Below are 20,635 nucleotides of genomic sequence, written 5' to 3'. Positions count from 1 at the left end.
GTTGCAATTCGGTATAATCCAGCGCATATTTGTGCGTAGGATCGTACATAGGGGATATGCGATGGCCCGCCCGAACAACAAGCTTTCCGTCAAGTTCACCGAAAAAGACGACCTGAAGCCCGGCCTCTATGGCGACGGCGGCGGGCTCTATCTGCAGGTCAGCGACTTCAAAACCAAGGCCTGGGTGTTTCGCTACATGATGGCCGGCCGCGCCCGTAAGATGGGCCTGGGTGACTTCGATCTCGTTTCCCTCAAGGATGCCCGCAAGAAACGGGATGCGGCCTACGGGCTCGTTGTGGACGGTATAGACCCCATTGAGGAGCGGAAGGCCCGGAAGGCTGAGCAGGCCGTTGAAACCGCAAAGGCCGTGACCTTCAAGGAATGTGCCGAACGGTACATCAAGGCGCACAAAGCCGGATGGAAGAGCGACAAGCACGCCGGCCAATGGGAAGCGACCCTCAAGACCTATGCCTATCCCGTGGTCGGCAATCTGCCGGTGGCGGCGATCGACGTCGGGCTGGTGCTCAAGGTCATTGAACCGATCTGGACGACCAAGACCGAGACGGCCAGCCGCGTCCGCGGCCGGATCGAGACGGTTCTGTCATGGGCGAGGGCGAGGGGCTACCGCAAGGGTGAAAACCCGGCGACGTGGCGCGGGCATCTGGATCAACTCTTGCCAGCCCGTTCCCAGGTGGCGCCGGTCGACCATCATGCGGCTTTGCCCTACAGCGCATTGCCGGCGTTCATGGCGAAGCTTCGCGCCAATGCCAGCATCAGCGCGCGGGCACTGGAATTTACCATCCTGACCGCAGCCCGAACGGGCGACACGATCGGCGGCAAGTGGCCTGAGATCGACAAGGCAGAGAAGCTTTGGACGGTGCCGAAAGAGCGGGTGAAGGGAAAGAAGGGCGCCCGCAAGCGGGACCACGTTGTACCGCTCTCGAAACAGGCGATGGCCTTGCTCGAGGATCTTCCGACAGAAGGCGATTATCTTTTCCCCGGCGGCAAAAAGGACGCCGGCCTGTCAAACGCGGCCATGTCGGAATTGCTCAAGGGCATGGGCTATGCGCCGGACGTCGCGACCGTGCACGGCTTCCGATCAACGTTCAAAGATTGGTGCATGGAACAGACCGCCTACGGTGACGAGCTCTCCGAAATGGCGCTGGCGCACACCATCAAGGACAAGGTGAAGGCCGCCTATCACCGCGGCGACATGCTGGAAAAGCGCCGGCGGCTAATGGCCGATTGGGCGAGCTATTGCGATCGGCCGCCGATCGTGGCCGGCCAGAACGTCACCGCGATACGCGAAGCGAGGGCGTGAGATGCTGCCGCATCTCGACAAGCAAATCGCAGCCCACGAGCGCGCGGCGCGGCGGTATGGTCTGGCCACGGGAAAGCAGCTGCTGAAAAGGCCAGGAAAATATCGATGGGATCTGATCGATCGCGACATTCGGACGTTGCTCGCTCGAAAGCGCGATCTGCCCGCCGGCCGGCCCGGCTCGATTCCGCAAAAGGTTGTGGATTACATGGCGGGCCGCTACCTCTCGTGCGCAGCGATAGAGGGCGTTCCGGTTTCGGAGCCGCTTCTACATCTGATCTGTCAGCAGCTGCAGGTAGCTTCCTTCGGAATTCGCGGCGCCGCTCAGAAGCGTGACGCAATCGAGGAGGCGCGCGAAATGTTCGAGAACGATCCCGCGATCGCCGACAAGGAAGTCGCGCGTCGGGTAAAGGTCACGCCCAAGGCAATCCGCAATTGGCGAAAAGAGGGACAACTGCCGGCCCGGGGAGGGGGCGACGCAGAAAGTTAAGTCCCCCGCTTAACGGGTCGATCGAAGCATGAACTTATCCGAGCAACGCCGAAACGGTTCGGCATTGCTTGGAGCGACACACAATGGCTGAAAGATTCCTGCGGCTGCGCGACGTCATCGAAAAGACCGCGCTTTCCCGATCGACCATCTACGAAAAGATGCACGCCGGCACGTTCCCGAAATGCTTCCAGATATCGACCGGCCGCGTCGCCTGGCGCGAATCCGACGTTGAGGTCTGGCAGCAAGCGCGTCTGCGGGAAGCCGGCAAGCTGGATGCCGCTTGATCGGGGCGAGCAATGGCAAACCTGCCGAAATCACTGAGGCCGAGCGATCCCGACGAGTTCACGCCGCTCGGGGATCAGACGGATTTGCTGGCCGAACTCGGCCGGCAGCTTGAAAGGTTCAATGCGTCGATGGCCGCGGACGCGGTGACGTTGCGGGCAATGACGCTTGATGAAATCGGAAAGGTGACAGCCGCGAAGTCCGCGGACAGCGCCCGCGAAAGACGCTTCGAGGATTTTGCCAAGAAACACTGCCCGCCGACAATGGGCCTGGAACAATTCGTTCAAGAGCTTCGCGAACTTCGCGCGCTTGCCGTCGAATGGAAACAGTACGAGGAACTGGCGCTAAACGGCCCGCGGATAACATCGGCCGGGGAATATTTCGATGATGGCGATATGGCGTTTCTGCATCAGATCGTCGATCGACCATTACGCAGCGGGACGAGCCGAATCGTTATCGACAAAGCCACCGCGCGGCTGATGCGCCGCCGCATGAAGCGGATGGGCCGCGACAACGCCGCCGGCGCCCTGGCCGAATACATCCCGAGAGATAGTAGGCCGCGCAAATGTTCGGCGCAGGCCGTGTGCGACCGAATGCGAATTTTTGCGAAAACGATTTTGAAGCATCCGCATCGGCGCCGCAAAACCGAAAGCCTGAATGAGTTTCACCGGATCCTGATCGACGATTTTTATGACGGCCCGTTGATCGAACTCAAGAGCGATCGGCCAAGCGTCAGGATGTCGAAAAGGTCGGAAAGCCGCATTGCAAAATACTGTGACGACTTATGTGCGCCAACTCGATCTGGCGAGCCTTCAAAATGGAGCGCACGAGCCTGAAAAACGAACGCCGCCCCGGGCGGGAGCGGCGCCGTCAACCCAAATCGCGAAAGGCGCAGGGCTAATGCGCAACACTGAAATAGGCCAAGGGGCCGAATCCGTCAACCGCAACCGGTTGCCGAACCGGCGGGCCAGCGAAACCATCGGCTTCAAGCGCGGCAATCTGCATTTTTGCATGACGGTCGGCACCTATCCCGACGGCCGGCCCGGCGAAATCTTCCTGAATGCCGAGCATTCGAATTCGTTTCTGGACGCCCTGACCCATGACGCGGCAATCCTGGCGAGCCTCGCCCTGCAGCACGGCTGCACGCTGGAAACCATCGCTCACGCCTTGAAGCGGGATGCCCAGGGCATCGCGGCCAGCCCGATCGGCGCCGCGGTGGATCTCATCACATGACCGAGAAACCGTCACCGCTCGCCGAGCCGATCGAGATCGTCAAATTCTGGAAAAATCGCCGCCGGGGCGAATCCATTCACGTCACCCTGAGCGAATACGAGGGGCACGCGCTGATCAATGTCCGCGTGTACGCCACCGGCGCCGACGGGATCGACCGCCCGACACCGAAGGGCGTCGCGATGGGCATTCGCAAACTGCCCGAGCTCGCCGCGGGCATCACAAAGGCGATGGCAAAGGCGCGGGAGCTCGGGCTGATCGACGACGACGCGAGCGCCGACGAGGCGGGGAGGGCAACCCAAGATGCATAGCGTCGCCGCTGAAAACCTCGAATCCGACGAGCCACCGCCGATCGACATTGATCCGCGACCCTGCAACGTATGCGGGCAGACGATCGACAGGCATATTCGGATCGATACGCCGGAGGGCCCCGAGTTCGAATGCGACCCGGCCGAGCTCGAAATTCAGGCCGCCGCCACCGCAACACGGCTGCGGATGGAATTGAGCGATCCGCGCGACCGCGATCTTGCCCGCCTTGAGATCGGCATCACCAGCGGCACCGAACCGCCAGCGCCTGAGAGCCTGGCCGACTATGGCCTGGCCGACGGCGTGCAGGACTTCGAGCCGGCTCCCGTGGTTGCAGCGCCGCCGCTCGCCCTCGTTACCCCGCCGGCCTGGCGTGGCGTGCCGCTGCCGCCGATGCGATGGCTTGCCACGCACCGGATCCCGGCGGCCGACGTCACGATCCTTTCGGGCGACGGCGGGGGCGGCAAAACCACGGTCGCGCTGCAGTGCGGCGTTGCGGCCGCATGCGGCCTTGGCGATTGGCTCGGCACCGTTTGCGAACCGGGCCCTGTCATTTTCGTCAGCGCCGAGGAGCCCGAACACGAAATGCGCCGGCGCCTGGAGCGCGTCGCCCGAAAGCGCGGGATAGAGCCGGACACGATCGAACGCCTGCACTTCCATTTTGCCAGCCCCGAAAACTGCCTGCTGGCCGTGGCGCGTGCCGATGGCACCATGGCGCCGACACCGCTATTCGAATCGCTGGCGATCGCCGCGGCCACCATCCGGCCGGTGCTGATCATCGTCGACAGCATCGCCGCGACGTTCGGCGGAAACCAGAATGACCGCACGCACGCCCGAACCTTTGTCAGTCTGTTCCGCCGGCTCGCCCAGGACGTCGACGCCGCAGTGCTCCTGCTCGACCACCCGAGCCTGTCCGGCATCACCAGCGGCACCGGGCGAGGTGGGTCAATGGATTGGCAAAACGCGACCCGGGCGCGTCTGCACCTCGAAACCGTGACCAACGACGACGGCACCACCGGCCGCGTGCTCGAGATGAAGAAATCGAACTATGGCCCCGCCGGCGAGAAGGTCACGCTGCATTGGGAGGATGGTTGTTTCGTCATGGAGGGCAGCGCGCCAGCGCCGCAGCTGGCCGCAGCCCAGGCCGGCGCGGATCAGCGTTACCTCGAATGCCTGGACGCGATGACTGCGCAGGGCCGCAACGTCTGCCCCGCGCCTGGCCGCGGCTACGCTCCGAAGGCATTCGCCGCCATGCCGCAGGCGAACGGGATGACCGCCCGCGCATTCCAGCAAGCCCAGGAGCGGCTATTCGCTGCCGGCGTGATTGCCGTCGTGCCGTATGGACCCGCCTCGAAGGGTGCCAAATGCATCGCCCGCAAGGCCTGACAACAGCCTGCTATCCCCCTGCTATCCCGGTCGATCACCCTGCTATCGGCCTGCTATCGGGGTGGGTATCAGCCTTCGATCCGCCTGCTATCCCCTGCTATCACCCTGCACCTTTCCCCCCTTATACCCCCGGGGGATAGAAGCGCCTCGCGCGCATTCCTAGCCGTGCTCCGACCGGCTGCGCTGGCGCTCCGCTCGGTCGAAACACTCCCGAGGGATCAGGGCCAGTCGGGAAGTGGGCCAGGAAGGAGACGGGTCAGGGACCATGACCTATCATGGGTGCAGATCGGGAAGGGGCGGGGAAGTACCGGAGCCCGATTGTGTGTGTTTGTGGCGATCGGGACGGGGTTGCCGGCTGGGACCGGCCTCGATCGTGGGGTTTCGTGGCCCGTGGGTTGCCCGGGCCGACGCGCCGGCGGATGCATTGTCCGCCCGTCGTCAGCCTAAGCGATTGCAACGCCTCTCATTTTCGTTGTGAACATGATGCACTCACAATCCTACGCACAAATGAGGATGGTTGTGGATGGCATGGGAAGGCGATGCTTCGCGCCTGGATGCCTGCCGGACCAGGCCGATCGCTACCATCAGGCCGTGACCGAGCCCCCCGGGCCACCCCCTGGCGCCCGCGGGATCGTGTTCTAGTCCATCCATACCAACTCCGCGCACCCCTGAAGTTGCCCCGCCTGTGAGCCGATCGCCACGGCGGTGGCGCGGGTTGGTTGCACCGGCAACTTTCCGCGGTGCTCCGCCGCCATAGCACCCGCCGTGACGACTTATGTACCGCCGCGCCGGGTCGCCTCGTCCCATTGTGGGCGCATGAGCGACAAAGACGACACAGACAGTGCCCCATCGAAGTCCGTTGCCCCGCGGTCGCACACCGATGTCGATGCAATCATTGCCGAGGGGCGCGCGCAGCAAGGCGGCGACTTCGATGCCTGGAAGGTTGGCCGCTCGCTGGGGATGAGCGACCAGAAAATCCGGATGGGCATCGGCCTTCTTACCGGGATGAACGCGACGGCGGCGGCGAAAGCGGCTGGCTATCTGGGCGAGGGGAACGCCCTTCGATCGGCTGCGAGCAAGACGGCGCGCTCGAAGGGGATGCAGAGTTTCCTCAAGGCGGCCGCGGATCACCGGGCGGGCAAGCCGGACGCGCCGCTGACGGATGCGGAAAAGCTGAAAGAGCTGGCGCGGCTGGCGCGCTCGAACAATCCGCAGATGCAGGTTCGGGCGATCGAGGCACATACGCAGCTGCAGGAAGACATGGGGATGCGGGAAAAGGCCCCGGTCGACCATGACCCGGTGAACACCTTGCGCGAGATCGCGGCGCTTAGCCCGCTCTGCGCGGTGGTCGCGGACGAGCTCGCACGAATTCACGGGATCAATTTTTCATCGGCTCAAACGCTGGCAATGCCGAGCGCGGAGGCCAAACAGCAAGACGCGGTTATCCCGATCAAAGCCCATTCCCTGAATGGAGCGGCGAGCGGCGACGCGCGGGGAGTCGGACAATGATGTTTCCGGGACGTCAAACCATTGGAGGTGAATTGATGACGAATGAAGGAATTGCGCCGGTTCAACCGAGCCACGCCAAAACGTCACACGACGGCTTGCCGTGGCCGGGCGGCCGGACGCTGGGCAACGTTGCGCCGGGCGAGTTCACAAGCGCGCTGATGGCCTGGGGCATTCCCGGCGCCAGTCATGCGAACGGCCGCAGCGCGAATGCGGAAGCCTACGCGAAGCACATCCAGCGGATTCGCACCGAGGGCGCCCAGGCGGCCGAAAACGCCTTCATGGCAGAGGCGGCGGCGAAATGATGAAGCCTGGCGAGATGCGCGACGAAATGCGCGACGAGATGTCCGACGGCAAAACCAGTTTGGCGGATGTGTCGGACGCGCTCCAGCGCCTGGCCGATGACAAGCACAGCGAAGCAAGGCTGAATTTTTCGGAACTGCCCGACCACCGCAAGGTCGCGGACTTGTCGCGGGATGAACTGAACGCGGCACTCAAGGGACTGAAGATCCCCGGCGCGTCGACCGGGAATTCGCTTGAGGCGAGCGTTGCGCTCTATGAGAGATTTCTGCAGCGCATGGAAGACGACGACGGCGGCGAATTGGCCGTTCTGTTGTGGTTCCTCGATCACGAAGACGACGAGCCGGACGATTCCGAAAAGGACGACGACCGATGACGAACTACATCCAGCGCGACGTCGACCGGAAAAATCTGTTGCTGCCTGATGGGCAGCGCGCGGACCAACTGCGCATCACGCCTTTGCGGAAAGAACTGATCCGGCTCGGCGTCCCCGGGATCAATCACGAGATGGGCAAATGCGCCTTGCTCGATCAATACGCGGCGCACGTTTCGGCCGTTGCTGATCGCCTGCCGAAATCCGGCGGGATGCAGGGCCGGGACATTTCCCAGACCGTGGCGAAACAGGCCGCCGCACTCATTGCGCAGCAAGCCGCGGGAATCGATACGTTGTCCCCGCCCGGGCCGTCCGCGCCAATTGCAACGATGAGGGTGTGATGGCCGATCGGTTGGAAGCAATGATCGCGGCGGCAATGGACGACGTTTTCGGCGATCGGTTCGAAACCGCTGATAGCGGGAAGCCGCCCTACAACAGCGATCCGCATTTCCTGCACATGCTGACGGTTGCCGGCGACCAGGACGACGACGCTTGCGAGCTGATCGAACGTCATCTGACGATGGAATCCGAGATCACCGGCTTTCGGGATTCGATCGCGAAGCTGATGACCGAGCACGACGACGACGAAAATTACAAGGCGCGGTGTCGCAAGGCATTCAAAGCGCGCGCCGATCTGATCGGCCTGCAGCAGCGAATGTTGCTCTTGGATTGGTGGCCCGGCCTTCGACACGCCGGCCGGCCGATGTGAACCCCACGAACAGAAAAGGAAACGACATGGCAAAGAGCGATCTCGAGCAGCGGTTGGTTGAACTTCCCGAAGATCAGTTTGCGCAGGCCGCGCAGGCGTTCGAAGCGGCGAAGTCCGCGCGCCGCACCGGCGGGAATGATCCCGAACAGAGCAAAAAAATCGCGATCCTGACGGCAGGCCAGTTTCAGGCCCTCAAAGACAAGCTGATGGGCTGATGGAGTTGCAACCGATGGCATCGGAAAGCGATCCCTTCTCTGGTGGCGACAATGGCGGCGGTGCACCGGCGACACCATCGGACAATTCAGCGCCGACGCCGGCAAGCCATGAAGGCGGCGCCGCGAGCGGTGCCGGCACTGTTGACGATATCGATTCGCATATCACGCTTGATTCGCTTATCGCGGAGTTTGAAGCCCGCGTTCCCCTCAAGGCGCCGGCAACCGATGCGCCGGCGGCCGGGGATCAGGCCGCGCCCGCGCGAATCAACCTGAATGACATCAGGGGATTTTCCGACGACGATATTCTGAAACTGGCGATGCAGAACGATCAACATCGCGTCGTCCTGGACTCGTTTTTGCAGCATCAATATCAGCAGCAATTGCAGCAGCAAGAAACGGCCGATTTCGACATGATCGTTGGCCTGGCCAATGATCACCTTGAAGGCCTGCCGGTCCCGGACGATTTCGCAAAACGCTATCTGGCGGCGGAATATCAGATGAACCCGGAGCTCAAGAAGGCCTGGGATGAGCGGCGCGCTAGTCCGGATCACGATGAATATGCGACGCGCGTCATCAAGCGCGTCCTGAAGCAAATGCATAAATCGGCAAGCCGGATTCCCGATCTGCAGGCGACGGAGGATCGCGCCGCAGTCACCGCGGCCGTGCGCGGCGCATCGCGCGCGGCGCCCGAACCGGCGCGCCCGAATTACAACCGAATGACCGACAACGAGTTCTCCGCGGAGAAAGACAGGCTGTTCCGATGACTTCCCAATCAACCGATATTGTCCGCACGGAATGTGCGTGTGTACTTGGCGAAGCCGGTCTTGCGGACGTGGAGGCGTATTGCGCTGCCAATGGCATGACTTTGGCCGACTACCTCGAGGCGATAGCGACGGCGCCTGGCGGTGCCTGTGACATGTTTGGTGTCCATGTCGACGAGGCCACGGCCCCACGGATTGCAATGGTTCTGAGGTCCGCCCGCATGTTGCGGATGGCCAAAACGCTCCAGTCCGTGTTTTCCAAAAATCCCGGGGCAGTGTTCGACAATCCGAGAGAGGCGTGACATGGCCGATCCATACAGTGGCGTATCCATTACCGGATACAATTCGAACCCGCCGGTTGACGACGGCACCGCGACGGAAGCGAACCGGGTCAAGTGGTCGACGATCAAGTCCAAGCTGAACGATCCGGTAAAGGACCGGCAGGACTCGATCAATACGGCGCTGATCGCTGCGTTCGGAAAAATTGACGGCGGCGTAACGTCGACCGGGATCAGCTACACCGTGATTTCGACGGACCAGGGAAAGCTGGTTCGTGGCACGGCGGCCGGCATCACGATTACGTCGCCTGATGCAACAGATGTCGATGCGCCGTTCGTATTCGGCCTGCTGAATGACTCGACGGGCGATATCACGTTCGACGGTTCCGGGTCGCAGACCATCGACGGCGACGCCAGCGTGACGGTACCGGCCGGTGCCGGCTTCCGGGTGCGAACCGACGGGACCAACTGGTTCACCGAAGGCCAGAATTTCCAGCGCACGCTGGTTCAGCCGCAGGGCTATCTGACGCTGGTCTCCGCAGCTACAGCTCCGCTTTCGCCCGTTCCCGCATCCGACCAGTCCGCAAAGACGTCGGTCTATTATCGACCGTACAAGGGAAACCTGATCCCGATCCCGAACGGCACGCTGTTTTCCGTCCGTGAATTTTCCGAATTAACGCTGTCGCTGAATGCTAACCACGTTGCGAGCAGCATCTATGACGTGTTCATTTTTGCGGACAGCACGGGCGCGATCACAATCGGCACAGGCCCGGTATGGTCCGTCGTGACGGCCGGCAGTTGCGCGCGGGGCACCGGAGCCGGAACGACGGAACTTGATATTCTCAAGGGCCTTCCCGTCAACAAGGTTGCGATGACCGCCCGCAACGGCGCGACGACCTACAGCGTAGCGGCAGCTTCAGCCGTGTATGTCGGATCGATCTTCATTGACAGTTCTGCGGGGCTGATCACCTGTCACGTCGACTGGGGCCAGTCTCGTAAATGGGGCGTCTGGAACGCCTTCAACCGCGAGCCCATCATGTTGAAGTGCGGTGATTCCACCAGCTCGTGGTCTGACACTCCGACCACATGGCGGCAATCTCAAGGGGACGCGAATAACTTCATCCATGTGTTCAGTGGCCTTGCGGAAGAATTCTACAATCTCGACTTCGAGCAGACCCTGAAAACGAGCATCAACAACGATACGTCCAATTCGCAAATTTCCATTGGCTACAATTCCACGACGACGGAATCAGGACGTGTCGGGAAGCTGATTTTCAGCTCCGCTGCCGCTGGCTTGTCCAGCATCACACAATCCATTCGGGCCACCCATATTGCGCCTCCGTCAATCGGCATCAATAAGGTGAATGCGATCGAGCAGGCTCCGTCCGGGACCACGAACAACACTTATACGGGCACGCAGAGCGACATGATCCTCAGCGCGAAGTGGCGCGGCTGACATGGCGTCATTTCTCGACAACTGCGACTTCAACGCGACATCGACCGGCACGGGTGATTTCGTTGTCGCGTCTGCAATCACCGGGCATCAGACGCCGGCGAGCGCTGGCGCAGTCAACGCCGCAGTCTATCGATATTTTGCGAGAAGCGCCGACCTCTCGCAGTGGGAGGTCGGATACGACGCCTATACGTCGGCATCCGTCACGCTTGGACGAACCAACGTTCTTTTCAACTCTGCCGGTACCGGGACAGGATCTGGACAGACCGGGGCAGGTAGCAAGGTCAATTTTTCGACCGTACCGAAGGTCGCAATCGTTCCTCTAGCAGAGGATATGATTTTCCCACCTGCAAGCACGACAGACAATGCGGCGCTACGGGCAGATGGGACCGGCGGCAGGACATACCAAAACTCTGCGCTCATTATCGCGGATACGACGGCCGCGCTTTCGCGGTCTGGCGGCGGAGGCGTTCCTGTTGAGGGGACAAACACCAACGACGATGCGGCGTCTGGCTATGTCGGAGAATATATCGTTGCAACTCTTGGCTACGCCAGCCGGGTCACGCTCACGAATACGACTGGCGTCAGCCTCACCAGCATTTCACTGGGCACGGGCGACTGGGAGGCATCGGGTACCGGCTACACCGAAGTGACCGGCAGTCCGGCCAACAACAATTACAACATCGTCAGCCTTTCAACGACCAACAACACGCTGGACACTACCGAAGGGCTTTACATCTACATGGCCCCGATGACGATCTCGGCAACGGTTGCAAATGGCGTCGGGCCGGCGCGCAAATCTCTGAGCGGAACCACGACGCTCTATCTCGTGTCGCAGTCGGCATTCACCGCAGGCACCTTCAAGGCGTGGGGTCAGGTCAGGGCACGGAGGCCGCGCTAGCATGACGCCGCAAGACGCAAAGACGCTGATAGAAAATTTCGTCTCCGGAACGCTTGCGAACCGGTCTGATAAATCCTGGATCCCGCGCTTGTTCGCTTCGGCTGATATCGCTGAGCTTTGCCCTACGATCGGCGGCGAGAGCGTGGAAGCTGATCCCGACTTGCAGGGAGCGATCGAGATCAGGCTGTCAGTGGACGATTTCACGAGGATGCGCGTTGAAAGCCCGCTTCATGTCACATCGAATGTGGCGGCGAAGTTGGAAGGTATCCGGATCAATAACCTGGCGCCTTGAATTCAAGTCAGCAAAGAAAGGGAAGCACGAATGCGCGGCGCTATCGTTCTTTTGAATACGCTTCAGCAGATTCCGAATTCTCACAATGATGGGGCGTGGCAGCAACTCACGTTCGATCCCGCTGCTCTTTATGACAGTGACGGCATTTACGATACGATCGGTCGCAAGAAGCTGATCATCCCACCCGCACTCGATGGTAAGTGGGGGATTGTCAAAATATCGGTTCGATGGGAAGGCGGAAAGCCAGGCAAGTGGGTGCAGATCCTGCCCGGCTACTACAACGCTGCGAACAATTCCTACGCCGCATCAGGATACGCCGCCTGCGACCCCGACAACCGGCCCGTGATCTTCAACACGACCACTGACCACGGCAGCGAAACCCATCCGATACAGTTTCACACGGGGGATTATTTCGTCGCCGAAGCGTGCCAGCAGCAGACGACTGGAGACCCGGTGACGCTTGGCGTCATGGCGGGGACATTCTCACTGCGAGTGCTGGGCTAGGCGGCGCAGCCATCACTGGGCCTTAAACCCCCCGGGCCAAGCATTCGCGATGAGGGCTGCAATCACGATCAGCCCCATGCAGATCAGCGTCCCCGGCGCCCGCCGCGGTTCATGGCGCGAGAATAGCCGGTAGCCCGGCGGCGGTAAGCCTTATCTTCCAGCCAATAAATACCGAGCAGCACGCCCGATCAGCCAGACGATCACCGCCGGCGCAAACACGAAGACAATAAACCCCGGTCGACGGTCACCAGTCTCCAGCAACACCCAGCCGGCGCCGATCGCCAGCACACCTGCAATCAGTAGGCCGCCCCAGTAAAGCACATCCGCTAGCCGCGCGAGCATATTGGATGCCCTTGTTCGCGGGAGACGGGCCCCGCGTATCGTTTAAGCATGTCCGCCAGACGGGTGCCTCTCAGAGTATCATACCGCTGGTTGAGGAAACGCCAAGGCGCCCCAGAAGGGGGAATTGTTTTTTAAGCAAATCAGGCGCAGCATGTCCGTGGGTGTAGGAACCCGGACCGAAATAGGCTGGCCGTCGATTCATTCGACCGCTGCCGAAAGCGCAAACAGCCTTGGCGGGCTGTCTAGGCGCTAAGGAGCGCCTTGGCGGGCGCGCCGTTCTGGCTTTATGCCGGGGGCGTTGCGCCATGTCCAGAGCCGCGAGGCTTAAAAGCGCAGCGACCTGTCTTTCGGCAGGTTCCTACCCCCCGGCTGCCCGGTCCGTTTCCGGGTATCGGCTGTAGGAAGCCAAACCGAAAGCGACAAACCCATGACCATCGAAAGATCCATGTTCCCGCCCCGTAATGCAACGCGGCGCGGTTTCCTGACCGTTATTGCCGGCGGCGCTGCAGCCGCTGCGACCGTATCGCCGCAACCGGCCCTGGCCTTCGCAGGGAGGCCGCTGGATTCGTCCAAGGCCAGCCCCGCGCTCCGAGCCGCCGTCATTGCGTTGGCCGAATCCAGCGAGGCCGTAGAGGCCGCAAAAGCCCTCGTCGTCGCCGACGATGCCAAGATCAAAGCTTGGGTTGCCGAGAACCCGAGGCCGCATAGTCGACGGGGTAAGAAACGCTGGCAGCGCAAGTATGGCGATGCGCGGTTTTCGATCATGGAAAAAAGCTGGGACGCGCGGATGAACGCGGAAACCGATTTTCGGAAAAAGCAAATGGCGGTTGCCGAGATCCAGGCGGCCGATATGGACGAACTCGGATTTATCGCAGCGGTGGCGGCGGTCTATGACCGGACGGAGCTCGCCACCGGCGCGAGGCCCATAATCAGCTACAGCGTGGCAATGGACTTCCTGCGGTTGAACCTGCCGCAAGAGGTGCGGTCATGAACGTCGTCAATTTCCCCGCCCCCGCCATTCCGCGCCCCGAGATCGCCGCCGGCGCCGCCGAGCAAGCGGCAGATTTTCGCTCACGCGATCTGGTAGCCCATGACATTCGCCAACACGAAGCCGCTCGAGCGCATTATGCCCAGGCCGTGGCATGGACCGCAGCGGCGGAAGAATCCAACCTGCCGCCGGCGCAGATAGAGGATGCGCGCAAAGCGGTTGTGGAAGCCTTCGAGGAAATGAACTGGCGCGGCCGGTGCCTCGTCGTTTCCATGCCGACCGACCTTCGCGGGCTGGTCGACCTGACGATGTATCTGGAAAAGCACTTTTCCATTTTGCCGCCGGAAGTCGGCGGTAAATCGCTGGCGCTCGAATTGCTGAAAACCATGCGGCTATCGTTGCGCGCCGTCGCTAAGTACGGGAAGCACCGAAGAGACACCGAGGAGGGCGCGCTGTGACGGTCCTCAAATTCCCCTATGACGCTTCGCGCCGCCTGCACTCACGAAAGCCGCGGCGATCGAGAAACGGAACACCGGCCGAGCGCGCGGCCAAGGCCGCCGCAGAGGTAGGGACGCCGGCAACCGTCGTCACCATGCCGAAGGCCGCAGCGCCCAGGCTGACTTACACAACCCGCGAATTGATGCAGAAACTCGAAACGCTCACCGGGCCAAACCGGCTATATTTGGAGGGCTATATTCAGGGCCTCGTCGACGGGCAAAAATGCAAATAGCTGGATAGCTGACCTGACCTCGAAGCCCGCCGGCTCACCACCGGCGGGCTTTTCGTGCCGCCGGCCGCGCCAGCAGACTCGCCAAGGCGCTGGCGCCGATCGGCCCGGCACCCGTGGCCCCGAAAGTCAAAACCCGCATCAGCGGCCTTCCCTGAGTCATGCAGGGGCGGTCCCGTCGGTTCACCCCGGCGGGGTTTTATCTTTGACTATTTGTGCCTTCAATTGTGCGCAGGCCCAATCAAAAATAATAAATGCTGTAAAACGTAGTACTTTCAAATACTTAATTACAGACCTGGCGGAAGGGGTGGGATTCGAACCCACGGTACCCTTGCAGGCACGCCGGTTTTCAAGACCGGTGCCTTAAACCACTCGGCCACCCTTCCATCCGTAGAGATCAGCGACTTAGCAGGGGCATGCGCCCGGGGAAAGCATCAATTGCCGGTCGAACGGGCCCGGCGGACGCGCTCGATTTGTCGATGCGCCGAATAGCGCTGAGTCCGGGAGTTCTGAGCTGGCCTGCCCCGACTAGGTGAACGCGAAAGCGAGCAGACTGGAGCACAGCAGTGCAAAGCCGGCCGCTGTCAGTGCGAGGAACCCGTCGGAGACCAAGTCATGATTGCGCATGTTACACCTGCCACTTTCGATGCTCGCCCGAATTAATTAAGGCTTTCGGAATCGGCTTCCCTGAAAGAGGTGCTGCTCTCGCAGGCTTCAGGCCCTCGAGCGAAAACCCTCGAAGGCGTGGGCCAGGAAAATGCCCGCGCTAAACAGACCCAAACACGCTGTAACCGTCTCAATCATCGCAAATATCCTTGCGCCCCGGCTCCGACACAACGATACGGCACCGCGCACAGTCAAAGGGATTCCTTGCCGGAATCGAAAATCGGGCCGGAGTGATGCTTTCGCACAACAGATTCGTTAACGGCGCGCCGCGGACGAGCATGCGACGGCTACGGGTGAGGGCTCTACCCCGCAAGAGCCCGGGACAATCCACGGGCACTGCCCCGGCAACCATTGATTCACCACCTCGGCGCTCACCCCATTTCCGCCGCGTTCGGGATGCGATATCGTTATTGCTCGGTGCGGAGGTGGGCTGCATCGGGGCGGACCGGCGGCGCCGTGACGTAGGCGTGTGACCGGTGAAATGGTATTTTGGGCGGATGGGGATTCGACTGTCAGATCCAGCGGTACGGGTGGCGCGAAGCGCCGCTGCCGTGGCTGTATGCTTCGTCCTCGCCAACTGCGCCTCCTCGGGCAAGTTTGCCAGCCGGGTAGATCCCAAATACGGCGTTTCCAGTAGCCCCCGGGTGGTGGCGCTGGGTGAACCCGTGCCGAAGGGCGGCGGCACCTACCGCGTCGGCAAACCCTATACCGTGGCGGGACGGGTGTACGTGCCGGAGGAGGACCCCAACTACCGCGCCGAGGGGATCGCCTCCTGGTACGGCGACGATTTCCACGGCCGGCTGACTGCCAATGGCGAAGTGTTCGACATGACCTCGCTGACCGCCGCCCACCCGACGCTGCCGATCCCGTCCTACGCGCGGGTGACCAATCTCTCCAACGGCAAATCGCTGATCGTCCGTGTCAACGACCGTGGCCCATACCATGGCAACCGGCTCATAGACGTCTCGAACAAAGCTGCCGAACTGCTTGAATTCAAAGGCCATGGCGTGGCCCGCGTGCGGGTCGAATATGTCGCCCGGGCGCCTCTCGAAGGTTCCGACGACCGTCAACTGGTAGCGACCTTGCGCACCGGGGTGCCGGCGCCATCGCCGTCGCTGGTCCGGGTCGCCTCGGCCCGTCCGTTCGTTCCGGAAACGTCGAGCCGCGCGATCCGCGGCGAGGTTCCGATGCCGGAGGGGCGGCCCTATAGCCTCGGCAATACGTCCCAGGATCTGGCGTCGATCAACGCGACCTCCGAGCTGTCCGCCTCGAGCCGCGCCCGTCCAGCCGGACGCGCGATCGAAAATCCCCGCGCCGTTTCCTATGAGAACGACGCTCGCTATGCCCCCAATGTCAGGCCGGTCAGCGCCTATGCGCCGGTCGACCCGCGCGGCCCCAGCGAACTGCTGAGCGGGCGCGGGCTCTACTGAATCCACCCGATCCTGAAAAACGTCAGCTAACCCGCATTCGCTTTGAGGAAAGCGACCAGGGCGGCGTTGACCTCGTCGGCGCGTTCCTGCTGGATCCAGTGACCGGCGCCGTCGATGATGAGTTTTTGCCTGAGGTTTGGCAGCACCCGTTCCATATCGGCCACCCGTTTGTTGCCGATCAGCCCGGTGATGACGGAATCCCTGGAACCCGCAATGAACAGCGACGGCTGACGGATCTGCGCGCCCTGCCACGGCGAGGTCAGCTCCCAGTTGCGATCGATGTTGCGGTACCAGTTCAGTCCGCCGCGGAAGCCGGATTTCCGGTAGGCCTCGCTGAAATAGACGAGGTCGGCCTCGCTAAGCCAACCCGGCAAGGGCAAATCGGCGCGCGGATTGCCGAGAAATCCCTTGCCGTCCTCGACGAACATCGAAGCCGAGGGATCGGAAAATCCGCGTCCCAGCAGGGTTCGCATCGACAAATTGACGTCGCGCTCGAACTCGGCCTCGGCGACGCCGGGCGTCTGGAAATACTGCCAATAGAAATTGCTGATGCCGCTCTCGCGCAAGGTATCGAGCGGCCGGCCGCGGCCCCGAAGCGGCGGGGGCACACTGAGGCCGGCAACGGCAGTGAAGATATCGGGCCGGAACAGCGCCGCGTGCCAGGCGACCGGCGCGCCCCAATCGTGGCCGATGATCACCGCCTGCTTTTCGCCGAGCGCTTCGACCAGCGCGACCATGTCGCCGACGGTGTCGAAAATGGTGTAGGCGCCGATGTCGGCGGGCGCGCTGGTCTGCCCGAAACCGCGCATATCCGGCGCAGCGACCCGGAAGCCTGCCGCCGCGATCGCGGGAATCTGGTGCCGCCAGGAATAGGACAATTCCGGCCAACCATGGCAAAGCACGACGAGCGGACCCTGGCCCTGTTCGCGCAGAAAGATATCGATCCCATTGGCGGAAACTGTACGTGACGATGGCATCGCTTTTCCGCCTTGTTTCGGGGATTTTGTTTGAGCAAACCGGCAAAGCCGCACGATAGGGTCGTTTGAATGGCACCGCAATCCGACCGGACCGCGGCATCGGCCAAAACCCGTGTTGTTTGCGATACTTCCAACTGGTAGAACGCCGGCTTCAAGGCATTACCGATGGCAGTCGAAATCTCATCCTCCCGGAAGCCCGGCTCCTCGACGGGACGCTGGTGGCGCCGCCTGATTGCGGCTGCGTTCGCCGGCGCCATTGCAGTCACCCTGGGGTGGAGCGGCGTGGTCTACGCCGCCAACAACAGCGTGCAGGGCGCCAAGAAGGAAGTGGAGGGCGGCTTCGACGGCGACGCGCCGACCGCGATCCTGATCGAAGCCAGCAGCGGCAGCGTGCTGTTCGAGAAGAACGCCGACGAGCTGCGGGCCCCCTCCAGCATGATGAAGCTGATGACGGCCGAGGTCGTCTTCAACGCCATCAAGAAGGGCGAGATCAAGCTCACCGACGAATACCGCGTCAGCGAAAATGCCTGGCGCAAGGGCGGCGCCCCCTCGGGTGGGTCGACGATGTTTGCGGCGATCCACAGCAAGATTGCCGTCGACGACCTCTTGCGCGGGGCCATCATCCAGAGCGGCAACGATGCCTGCATGGTGCTGGCGGAAGCCATGGCCGGCAATGAACGTATCTTCGCCGCGGAGATGATGACCAAGCGCGCGCGTGAGATCGGTTTGGAGAAATCGACCTTCGGCAATTCCAACGGGCTGCCCGATCCCGCCAACAAGATGACGGTGCGCGAACTCGCCAGGCTCGCCCGCCACATCATCCAGACCTATCCCGATTTCTACAAACTGTTCGGTGAGCGCGAATACACCTGGAACAAGATCCGGCAGCAGAACCGCAATCCGCTTCTGACCTCGCTCGAGGGCGCCGACGGGCTGAAGACCGGCTTCACCAAGGAGGGCGGCTACGGCATGGTCGGCTCGGCGGTGCAGAACGGCATGCGGCTGATCGTGGTCGTCAACGGCCTCAACGATCCCGACGACCGCGCTTCCGAAGCCAAGAAGATGCTGGAATGGGGATTCCGCAATTTCGAAGCGCGCACGCTGTTTGCGGCCGAGCAGCCGGTCGGCTACGCCAGGGTGTTCGGCGGCGAGAGCCGCTCGGTCAAGCTCGCCAGCCCCGAACCGATCAAGGTGATGGTGCCGAAGAACGGCAGCGAAAAATTGATCGCGCGCATTGTCTACAGCGGGCCGGTGCGCGCGCCGATCGAGTCCGGTCAGCGGGTCGGGGTCGTCAAGGTGTGGCGCGGTCCGAACGTCGCGATGGAAACGCCGGTCTATGCGGCCGAGCCGGTCGCCAGGGGATCGACGATGCGGCGGGCGATCGATGGCGCGAGCGAACTCGTGATCGGGATGTTTCGCGCCGGCGCCGAGAAACTCTGACGATGTCCGAGGCAGCGGTCAAACGAACTTCCGGGCGCGGACGATTCATCTCCTTCGAGGGCGGCGAAGGATCGGGAAAATCCACCCAGATCAAGACCCTCGCGGAACGTCTCAACGCGGCCAAGCTGCGCACCCTCGTCACGCGCGAGCCCGGCGGATCGCCCGGTGCCGAAATCATCCGGCATCTGGTCCTGTCCGGCATGGGCAAGCTGCTCGGTCCCGAAGCGGAAACGCTGCTGTTTGCCGCGGCGCGCGACGACCATGTGCGCACGGTGATCGAGCCGGCCCTCAAGCAGGGGATATGGGTGCTGTGCGACCGGTTTTCGGATTCGACGCGCGTCTATCAGGGCAGGCTGGGGCAGGTGGCTCCCGAGGTCCTCAACGCCATGCAGCGGGTCACCATCGGCGACCTCAGGCCCGATTTGACCATCATCCTCGATGTGCCCGTCGAGATCGGGATGAAACGCGCAGCTATGCGGCGCGGCACCGGCGCGCCGGACCGGTTCGAATCGGAAGACCTCAAATTCCATCAGGACTTGCGCGAGGCCTACCGGCAGATCGCAGCCGAAGATCCGCAGCGCTGCGTGCTGATCGATGCCAACGCTGACGCAGCGACCGTCGCCGCCAGCGTCTGGGCGGCCTTGCGCGACCGCTTCTTCAGGGTCGATGCCGGCAGCATGGCCAATCTCGCATGAGCGCCCGCAAGGTCGAGCCCGAGGTCGCTGTGCCTCATCCGCGCGAAACCACCGCGCTGTTCGGCCACCACGACGCCGAAATGGCGCTGCTGAACGCCTATCGCAGCGGGCGCATTCCGCATGCCTGGCTGGTCGGCGGCGCGCAGGGTATCGGCAAGGCGACGCTGGCCTACCGGATGGCGCGGTTCGTGCTCGCTCATCGCAATCCGCTTGGCCCGGAGGTGCAGCGCGCCGGGACGCTTCAGATCGATCCGTCGGATCCGGTCGCGCGCCTAGTCGCGGCCGGCGCCCATGGCAGCCTGCTCACGCTCGAACGCAGCCTCAACGACAGGGGCGTGTTGCGCACGGTGATCACCGTCGACGAGACCCGGGAAACGATTTCGTTTTTCGGCTCGACCGCGGCGGTGGAGGGCTGGCGGGTCTGCATCGTCGATACCGTCGATGAACTTAATCCCAACGCCGCCAACGCGCTGTTGAAAATTCTCGAGGAGCCGCCGCAGCAATCGCTGTTCCTTCTCGTCAGTCATGCGCCCGCGCGCGTGCTGCCGACGATCCAGTCGCGCTGCCGCAAATTGCCGCTGCGGCCGCTCTCGACCGATGACGTCATCCGTGCTGCCGCTGCGGCCGCCAATATCCCGATCGACGATCCCGCGCTATCGGAGGCGGCGGAAGCTGCGGAGGGCAGCGTCGCCCGCGCGCTGACCCTGCTCGGCGGCGACGCCCTGAAACTCCACCAGCGCACCGCTGCGCTATTGGCGACCCTGCCGCGGGTCGATCCGCGCGAGCTCCATGCCCTCGGCGATGCGCTCGGCGGCAGCGACCGGGTGGCGCTGGCGGCGTTCATCGACAGCGTCGATCGCTGGGTCAGCGCGCGGCTGCGCGCCGATGACGCCAACGCCAATGCGAACCTGCCCCGCCTTGCACGGCTGGCGGAGGTGTGGGAAAAGATCAACCGCGCCGCGCGCGACACCGAATCCTATAATCTCGAGCGAAAACCGCTGGTTTTCTCGGTGTTCGGGATGCTTGCGGAAGCAACGCGATAAGCGTTCCCGGCAACTATCATCCC

General features: G+C 62.6%; 27 protein-coding genes and 1 tRNA gene. 25 read left to right on the top strand and 3 right to left on the bottom strand.

The features are described 5' to 3' along the window. The first annotated feature begins 61 nt into the window (after positions 1 to 61). From KMZ68_RS13875 to KMZ68_RS13790, 18 genes are all read left to right on the top strand, one after another. Positions 62 to 1,321 carry a tyrosine-type recombinase/integrase gene (locus tag KMZ68_RS13875; RefSeq protein WP_215611871.1) on the top strand — a complete coding sequence of 420 codons (1,260 nt, stop codon included), beginning with the start codon at positions 62 to 64 and terminating at the stop codon, positions 1,319 to 1,321. 1 nt (position 1,322) lies between these two features. Next, entirely contained in the window at positions 1,323 to 1,808 is a 486-nt protein-coding gene (locus tag KMZ68_RS13870) for a MerR family transcriptional regulator (protein WP_215611870.1), read from the top strand. A gap of 83 nt (positions 1,809 to 1,891) precedes the next feature. Then, a complete protein-coding gene (locus KMZ68_RS13865; RefSeq protein ID WP_215611869.1) occupies positions 1,892 to 2,092 on the top strand; it encodes a helix-turn-helix transcriptional regulator in 201 nt (66 codons plus the stop codon). Between the two features lie 12 nt (positions 2,093 to 2,104). After that, a complete protein-coding gene (locus KMZ68_RS13860; protein ID WP_215611868.1) occupies positions 2,105 to 2,926 on the top strand; it encodes a hypothetical protein in 822 nt (273 codons plus the stop codon). A gap of 64 nt (positions 2,927 to 2,990) precedes the next feature. Beyond that, entirely contained in the window at positions 2,991 to 3,323 is a 333-nt protein-coding gene (locus KMZ68_RS13855; protein ID WP_215611867.1) for a TSCPD domain-containing protein, read from the top strand. Next, positions 3,320 to 3,631 carry a PC4/YdbC family ssDNA-binding protein gene (locus tag KMZ68_RS13850; RefSeq protein WP_215611866.1) on the top strand — a complete coding sequence of 104 codons (312 nt, stop codon included), beginning with the start codon at positions 3,320 to 3,322 and terminating at the stop codon, positions 3,629 to 3,631. Before KMZ68_RS13855 ends, KMZ68_RS13850 begins: the two co-directional genes overlap by 4 nt. After that, positions 3,624 to 5,012 carry an AAA family ATPase gene (locus tag KMZ68_RS13845; RefSeq protein WP_215611865.1) on the top strand — a complete coding sequence of 463 codons (1,389 nt, stop codon included), beginning with the start codon at positions 3,624 to 3,626 and terminating at the stop codon, positions 5,010 to 5,012. The genes KMZ68_RS13850 and KMZ68_RS13845 overlap by 8 nt, the downstream gene beginning before the upstream one ends. A gap of 816 nt (positions 5,013 to 5,828) precedes the next feature. Next, positions 5,829 to 6,521, top strand: coding sequence for a hypothetical protein (locus KMZ68_RS13840; RefSeq protein ID WP_215611864.1), 693 nt, complete (start codon positions 5,829 to 5,831; stop codon positions 6,519 to 6,521). 35 nt (positions 6,522 to 6,556) lie between these two features. Continuing rightward, on the top strand, positions 6,557 to 6,823 hold the full coding sequence (locus tag KMZ68_RS13835; protein ID WP_215611863.1) for a hypothetical protein: 267 nt from the start codon (positions 6,557 to 6,559) through the stop codon (positions 6,821 to 6,823). A gap of 14 nt (positions 6,824 to 6,837) precedes the next feature. Further along, entirely contained in the window at positions 6,838 to 7,194 is a 357-nt protein-coding gene (locus KMZ68_RS13830; protein ID WP_215611862.1) for a hypothetical protein, read from the top strand. Continuing rightward, positions 7,191 to 7,532, top strand: coding sequence for a hypothetical protein (locus tag KMZ68_RS13825; RefSeq protein WP_215611861.1), 342 nt, complete (start codon positions 7,191 to 7,193; stop codon positions 7,530 to 7,532). The genes KMZ68_RS13830 and KMZ68_RS13825 overlap by 4 nt, the downstream gene beginning before the upstream one ends. Next, a complete protein-coding gene (locus tag KMZ68_RS13820; protein WP_215611860.1) occupies positions 7,532 to 7,900 on the top strand; it encodes a hypothetical protein in 369 nt (122 codons plus the stop codon). Before KMZ68_RS13825 ends, KMZ68_RS13820 begins: the two co-directional genes overlap by 1 nt. 26 nt (positions 7,901 to 7,926) lie before the next feature. After that, the gene (locus KMZ68_RS13815) at positions 7,927 to 8,115 is read left to right on the top strand and encodes a hypothetical protein (protein WP_215611859.1); all 189 of its coding nucleotides are present in this window, start codon (positions 7,927 to 7,929) and stop codon (positions 8,113 to 8,115) included. A 14-nt stretch (positions 8,116 to 8,129) separates the two neighbouring features. Further along, positions 8,130 to 8,879, top strand: coding sequence for a hypothetical protein (locus KMZ68_RS13810; RefSeq protein ID WP_215611858.1), 750 nt, complete (start codon positions 8,130 to 8,132; stop codon positions 8,877 to 8,879). 300 nt (positions 8,880 to 9,179) lie between these two features. Then, entirely contained in the window at positions 9,180 to 10,610 is a 1,431-nt protein-coding gene (locus KMZ68_RS13805) for a hypothetical protein (protein WP_215611857.1), read from the top strand. A gap of 1 nt (position 10,611) precedes the next feature. Continuing rightward, positions 10,612 to 11,508 (top strand): hypothetical protein, encoded by an 897-nt coding sequence (locus KMZ68_RS13800; protein WP_215611856.1) that lies wholly within the window; start codon positions 10,612 to 10,614, stop codon positions 11,506 to 11,508. A 1-nt stretch (position 11,509) separates the two neighbouring features. After that, positions 11,510 to 11,800: a hypothetical protein gene (locus KMZ68_RS13795; protein WP_215611855.1), complete on the top strand. Its 291-nt coding sequence runs from the start codon at positions 11,510 to 11,512 to the stop codon at positions 11,798 to 11,800. A 30-nt stretch (positions 11,801 to 11,830) separates the two neighbouring features. Continuing rightward, positions 11,831 to 12,304, top strand: a complete 474-nt coding sequence (locus tag KMZ68_RS13790; RefSeq protein WP_215611854.1) for a hypothetical protein — start codon at positions 11,831 to 11,833, stop codon at positions 12,302 to 12,304. Positions 12,305 to 12,454: 150 nt separating this feature from the next. Here the strand turns inward: KMZ68_RS13790 and KMZ68_RS13785 are convergent, their stop codons facing one another. After that, positions 12,455 to 12,646 carry a hypothetical protein gene (locus KMZ68_RS13785; RefSeq protein ID WP_215611853.1) on the bottom strand — a complete coding sequence of 64 codons (192 nt, stop codon included), beginning with the start codon at positions 12,644 to 12,646 and terminating at the stop codon, positions 12,455 to 12,457. Between the two features lie 427 nt (positions 12,647 to 13,073). Here KMZ68_RS13785 and KMZ68_RS13780 point away from each other — a divergent pair, with 427 nt between their 5' ends. The 3 genes from KMZ68_RS13780 to KMZ68_RS13770 are packed head-to-tail and all read left to right on the top strand — an operon-like array spanning position 13,074 to position 14,364. Continuing rightward, a complete protein-coding gene (locus KMZ68_RS13780; protein WP_215611852.1) occupies positions 13,074 to 13,637 on the top strand; it encodes a hypothetical protein in 564 nt (187 codons plus the stop codon). Next, complete coding sequence (locus KMZ68_RS13775) at positions 13,634 to 14,092, top strand: hypothetical protein (protein ID WP_215611851.1); 459 nt, start codon at positions 13,634 to 13,636, stop codon at positions 14,090 to 14,092. Before KMZ68_RS13780 ends, KMZ68_RS13775 begins: the two co-directional genes overlap by 4 nt. After that, on the top strand, positions 14,089 to 14,364 hold the full coding sequence (locus KMZ68_RS13770) for a hypothetical protein (RefSeq protein ID WP_215611850.1): 276 nt from the start codon (positions 14,089 to 14,091) through the stop codon (positions 14,362 to 14,364). Before KMZ68_RS13775 ends, KMZ68_RS13770 begins: the two co-directional genes overlap by 4 nt. Before the next feature lie 293 nt (positions 14,365 to 14,657). Here the strand turns inward: KMZ68_RS13770 and KMZ68_RS13765 are convergent. Beyond that, positions 14,658 to 14,747, bottom strand: a tRNA-Ser gene (locus tag KMZ68_RS13765). A 777-nt stretch (positions 14,748 to 15,524) separates the two neighbouring features. Here KMZ68_RS13765 and KMZ68_RS13760 point away from each other — a divergent pair. After that, complete coding sequence (locus KMZ68_RS13760) at positions 15,525 to 16,457, top strand: septal ring lytic transglycosylase RlpA family protein (RefSeq protein WP_215611849.1); 933 nt, start codon at positions 15,525 to 15,527, stop codon at positions 16,455 to 16,457. 26 nt (positions 16,458 to 16,483) lie between these two features. Here KMZ68_RS13760 and KMZ68_RS13755 read toward each other — a convergent pair whose 3' ends face one another. Next, positions 16,484 to 17,434, bottom strand: coding sequence for an alpha/beta fold hydrolase (locus KMZ68_RS13755; protein ID WP_215611848.1), 951 nt, complete (start codon positions 17,432 to 17,434; stop codon positions 16,484 to 16,486). A gap of 165 nt (positions 17,435 to 17,599) precedes the next feature. Here KMZ68_RS13755 and KMZ68_RS13750 point away from each other — a divergent pair, with 165 nt between their 5' ends. Genes KMZ68_RS13750 through KMZ68_RS13740 form a run of 3 tightly spaced genes read left to right on the top strand, consistent with a single transcriptional unit; the run spans position 17,600 to position 20,612 of the window. Beyond that, positions 17,600 to 18,874, top strand: a complete 1,275-nt coding sequence (locus KMZ68_RS13750; RefSeq protein WP_215611847.1) for a D-alanyl-D-alanine carboxypeptidase family protein — start codon at positions 17,600 to 17,602, stop codon at positions 18,872 to 18,874. Between the two features lie 2 nt (positions 18,875 to 18,876). Further along, positions 18,877 to 19,569 (top strand): dTMP kinase, encoded by a 693-nt coding sequence (tmk, locus tag KMZ68_RS13745; protein ID WP_215611846.1) that lies wholly within the window; start codon positions 18,877 to 18,879, stop codon positions 19,567 to 19,569. Next, on the top strand, positions 19,566 to 20,612 hold the full coding sequence (locus KMZ68_RS13740) for a DNA polymerase III subunit delta' (protein ID WP_215611845.1): 1,047 nt from the start codon (positions 19,566 to 19,568) through the stop codon (positions 20,610 to 20,612). Before tmk ends, KMZ68_RS13740 begins: the two co-directional genes overlap by 4 nt. The last annotated feature ends 23 nt before the right edge of the window (positions 20,613 to 20,635 follow it).

This window comes from Bradyrhizobium sediminis (genome assembly GCF_018736105.1).
In the GTDB taxonomy this organism is placed as follows: domain Bacteria; phylum Pseudomonadota; class Alphaproteobacteria; order Rhizobiales; family Xanthobacteraceae; genus Bradyrhizobium.
Note: the sequence above shows the minus strand (reverse complement) of the source record. Positions and strands in the feature narration are given on the sequence as shown.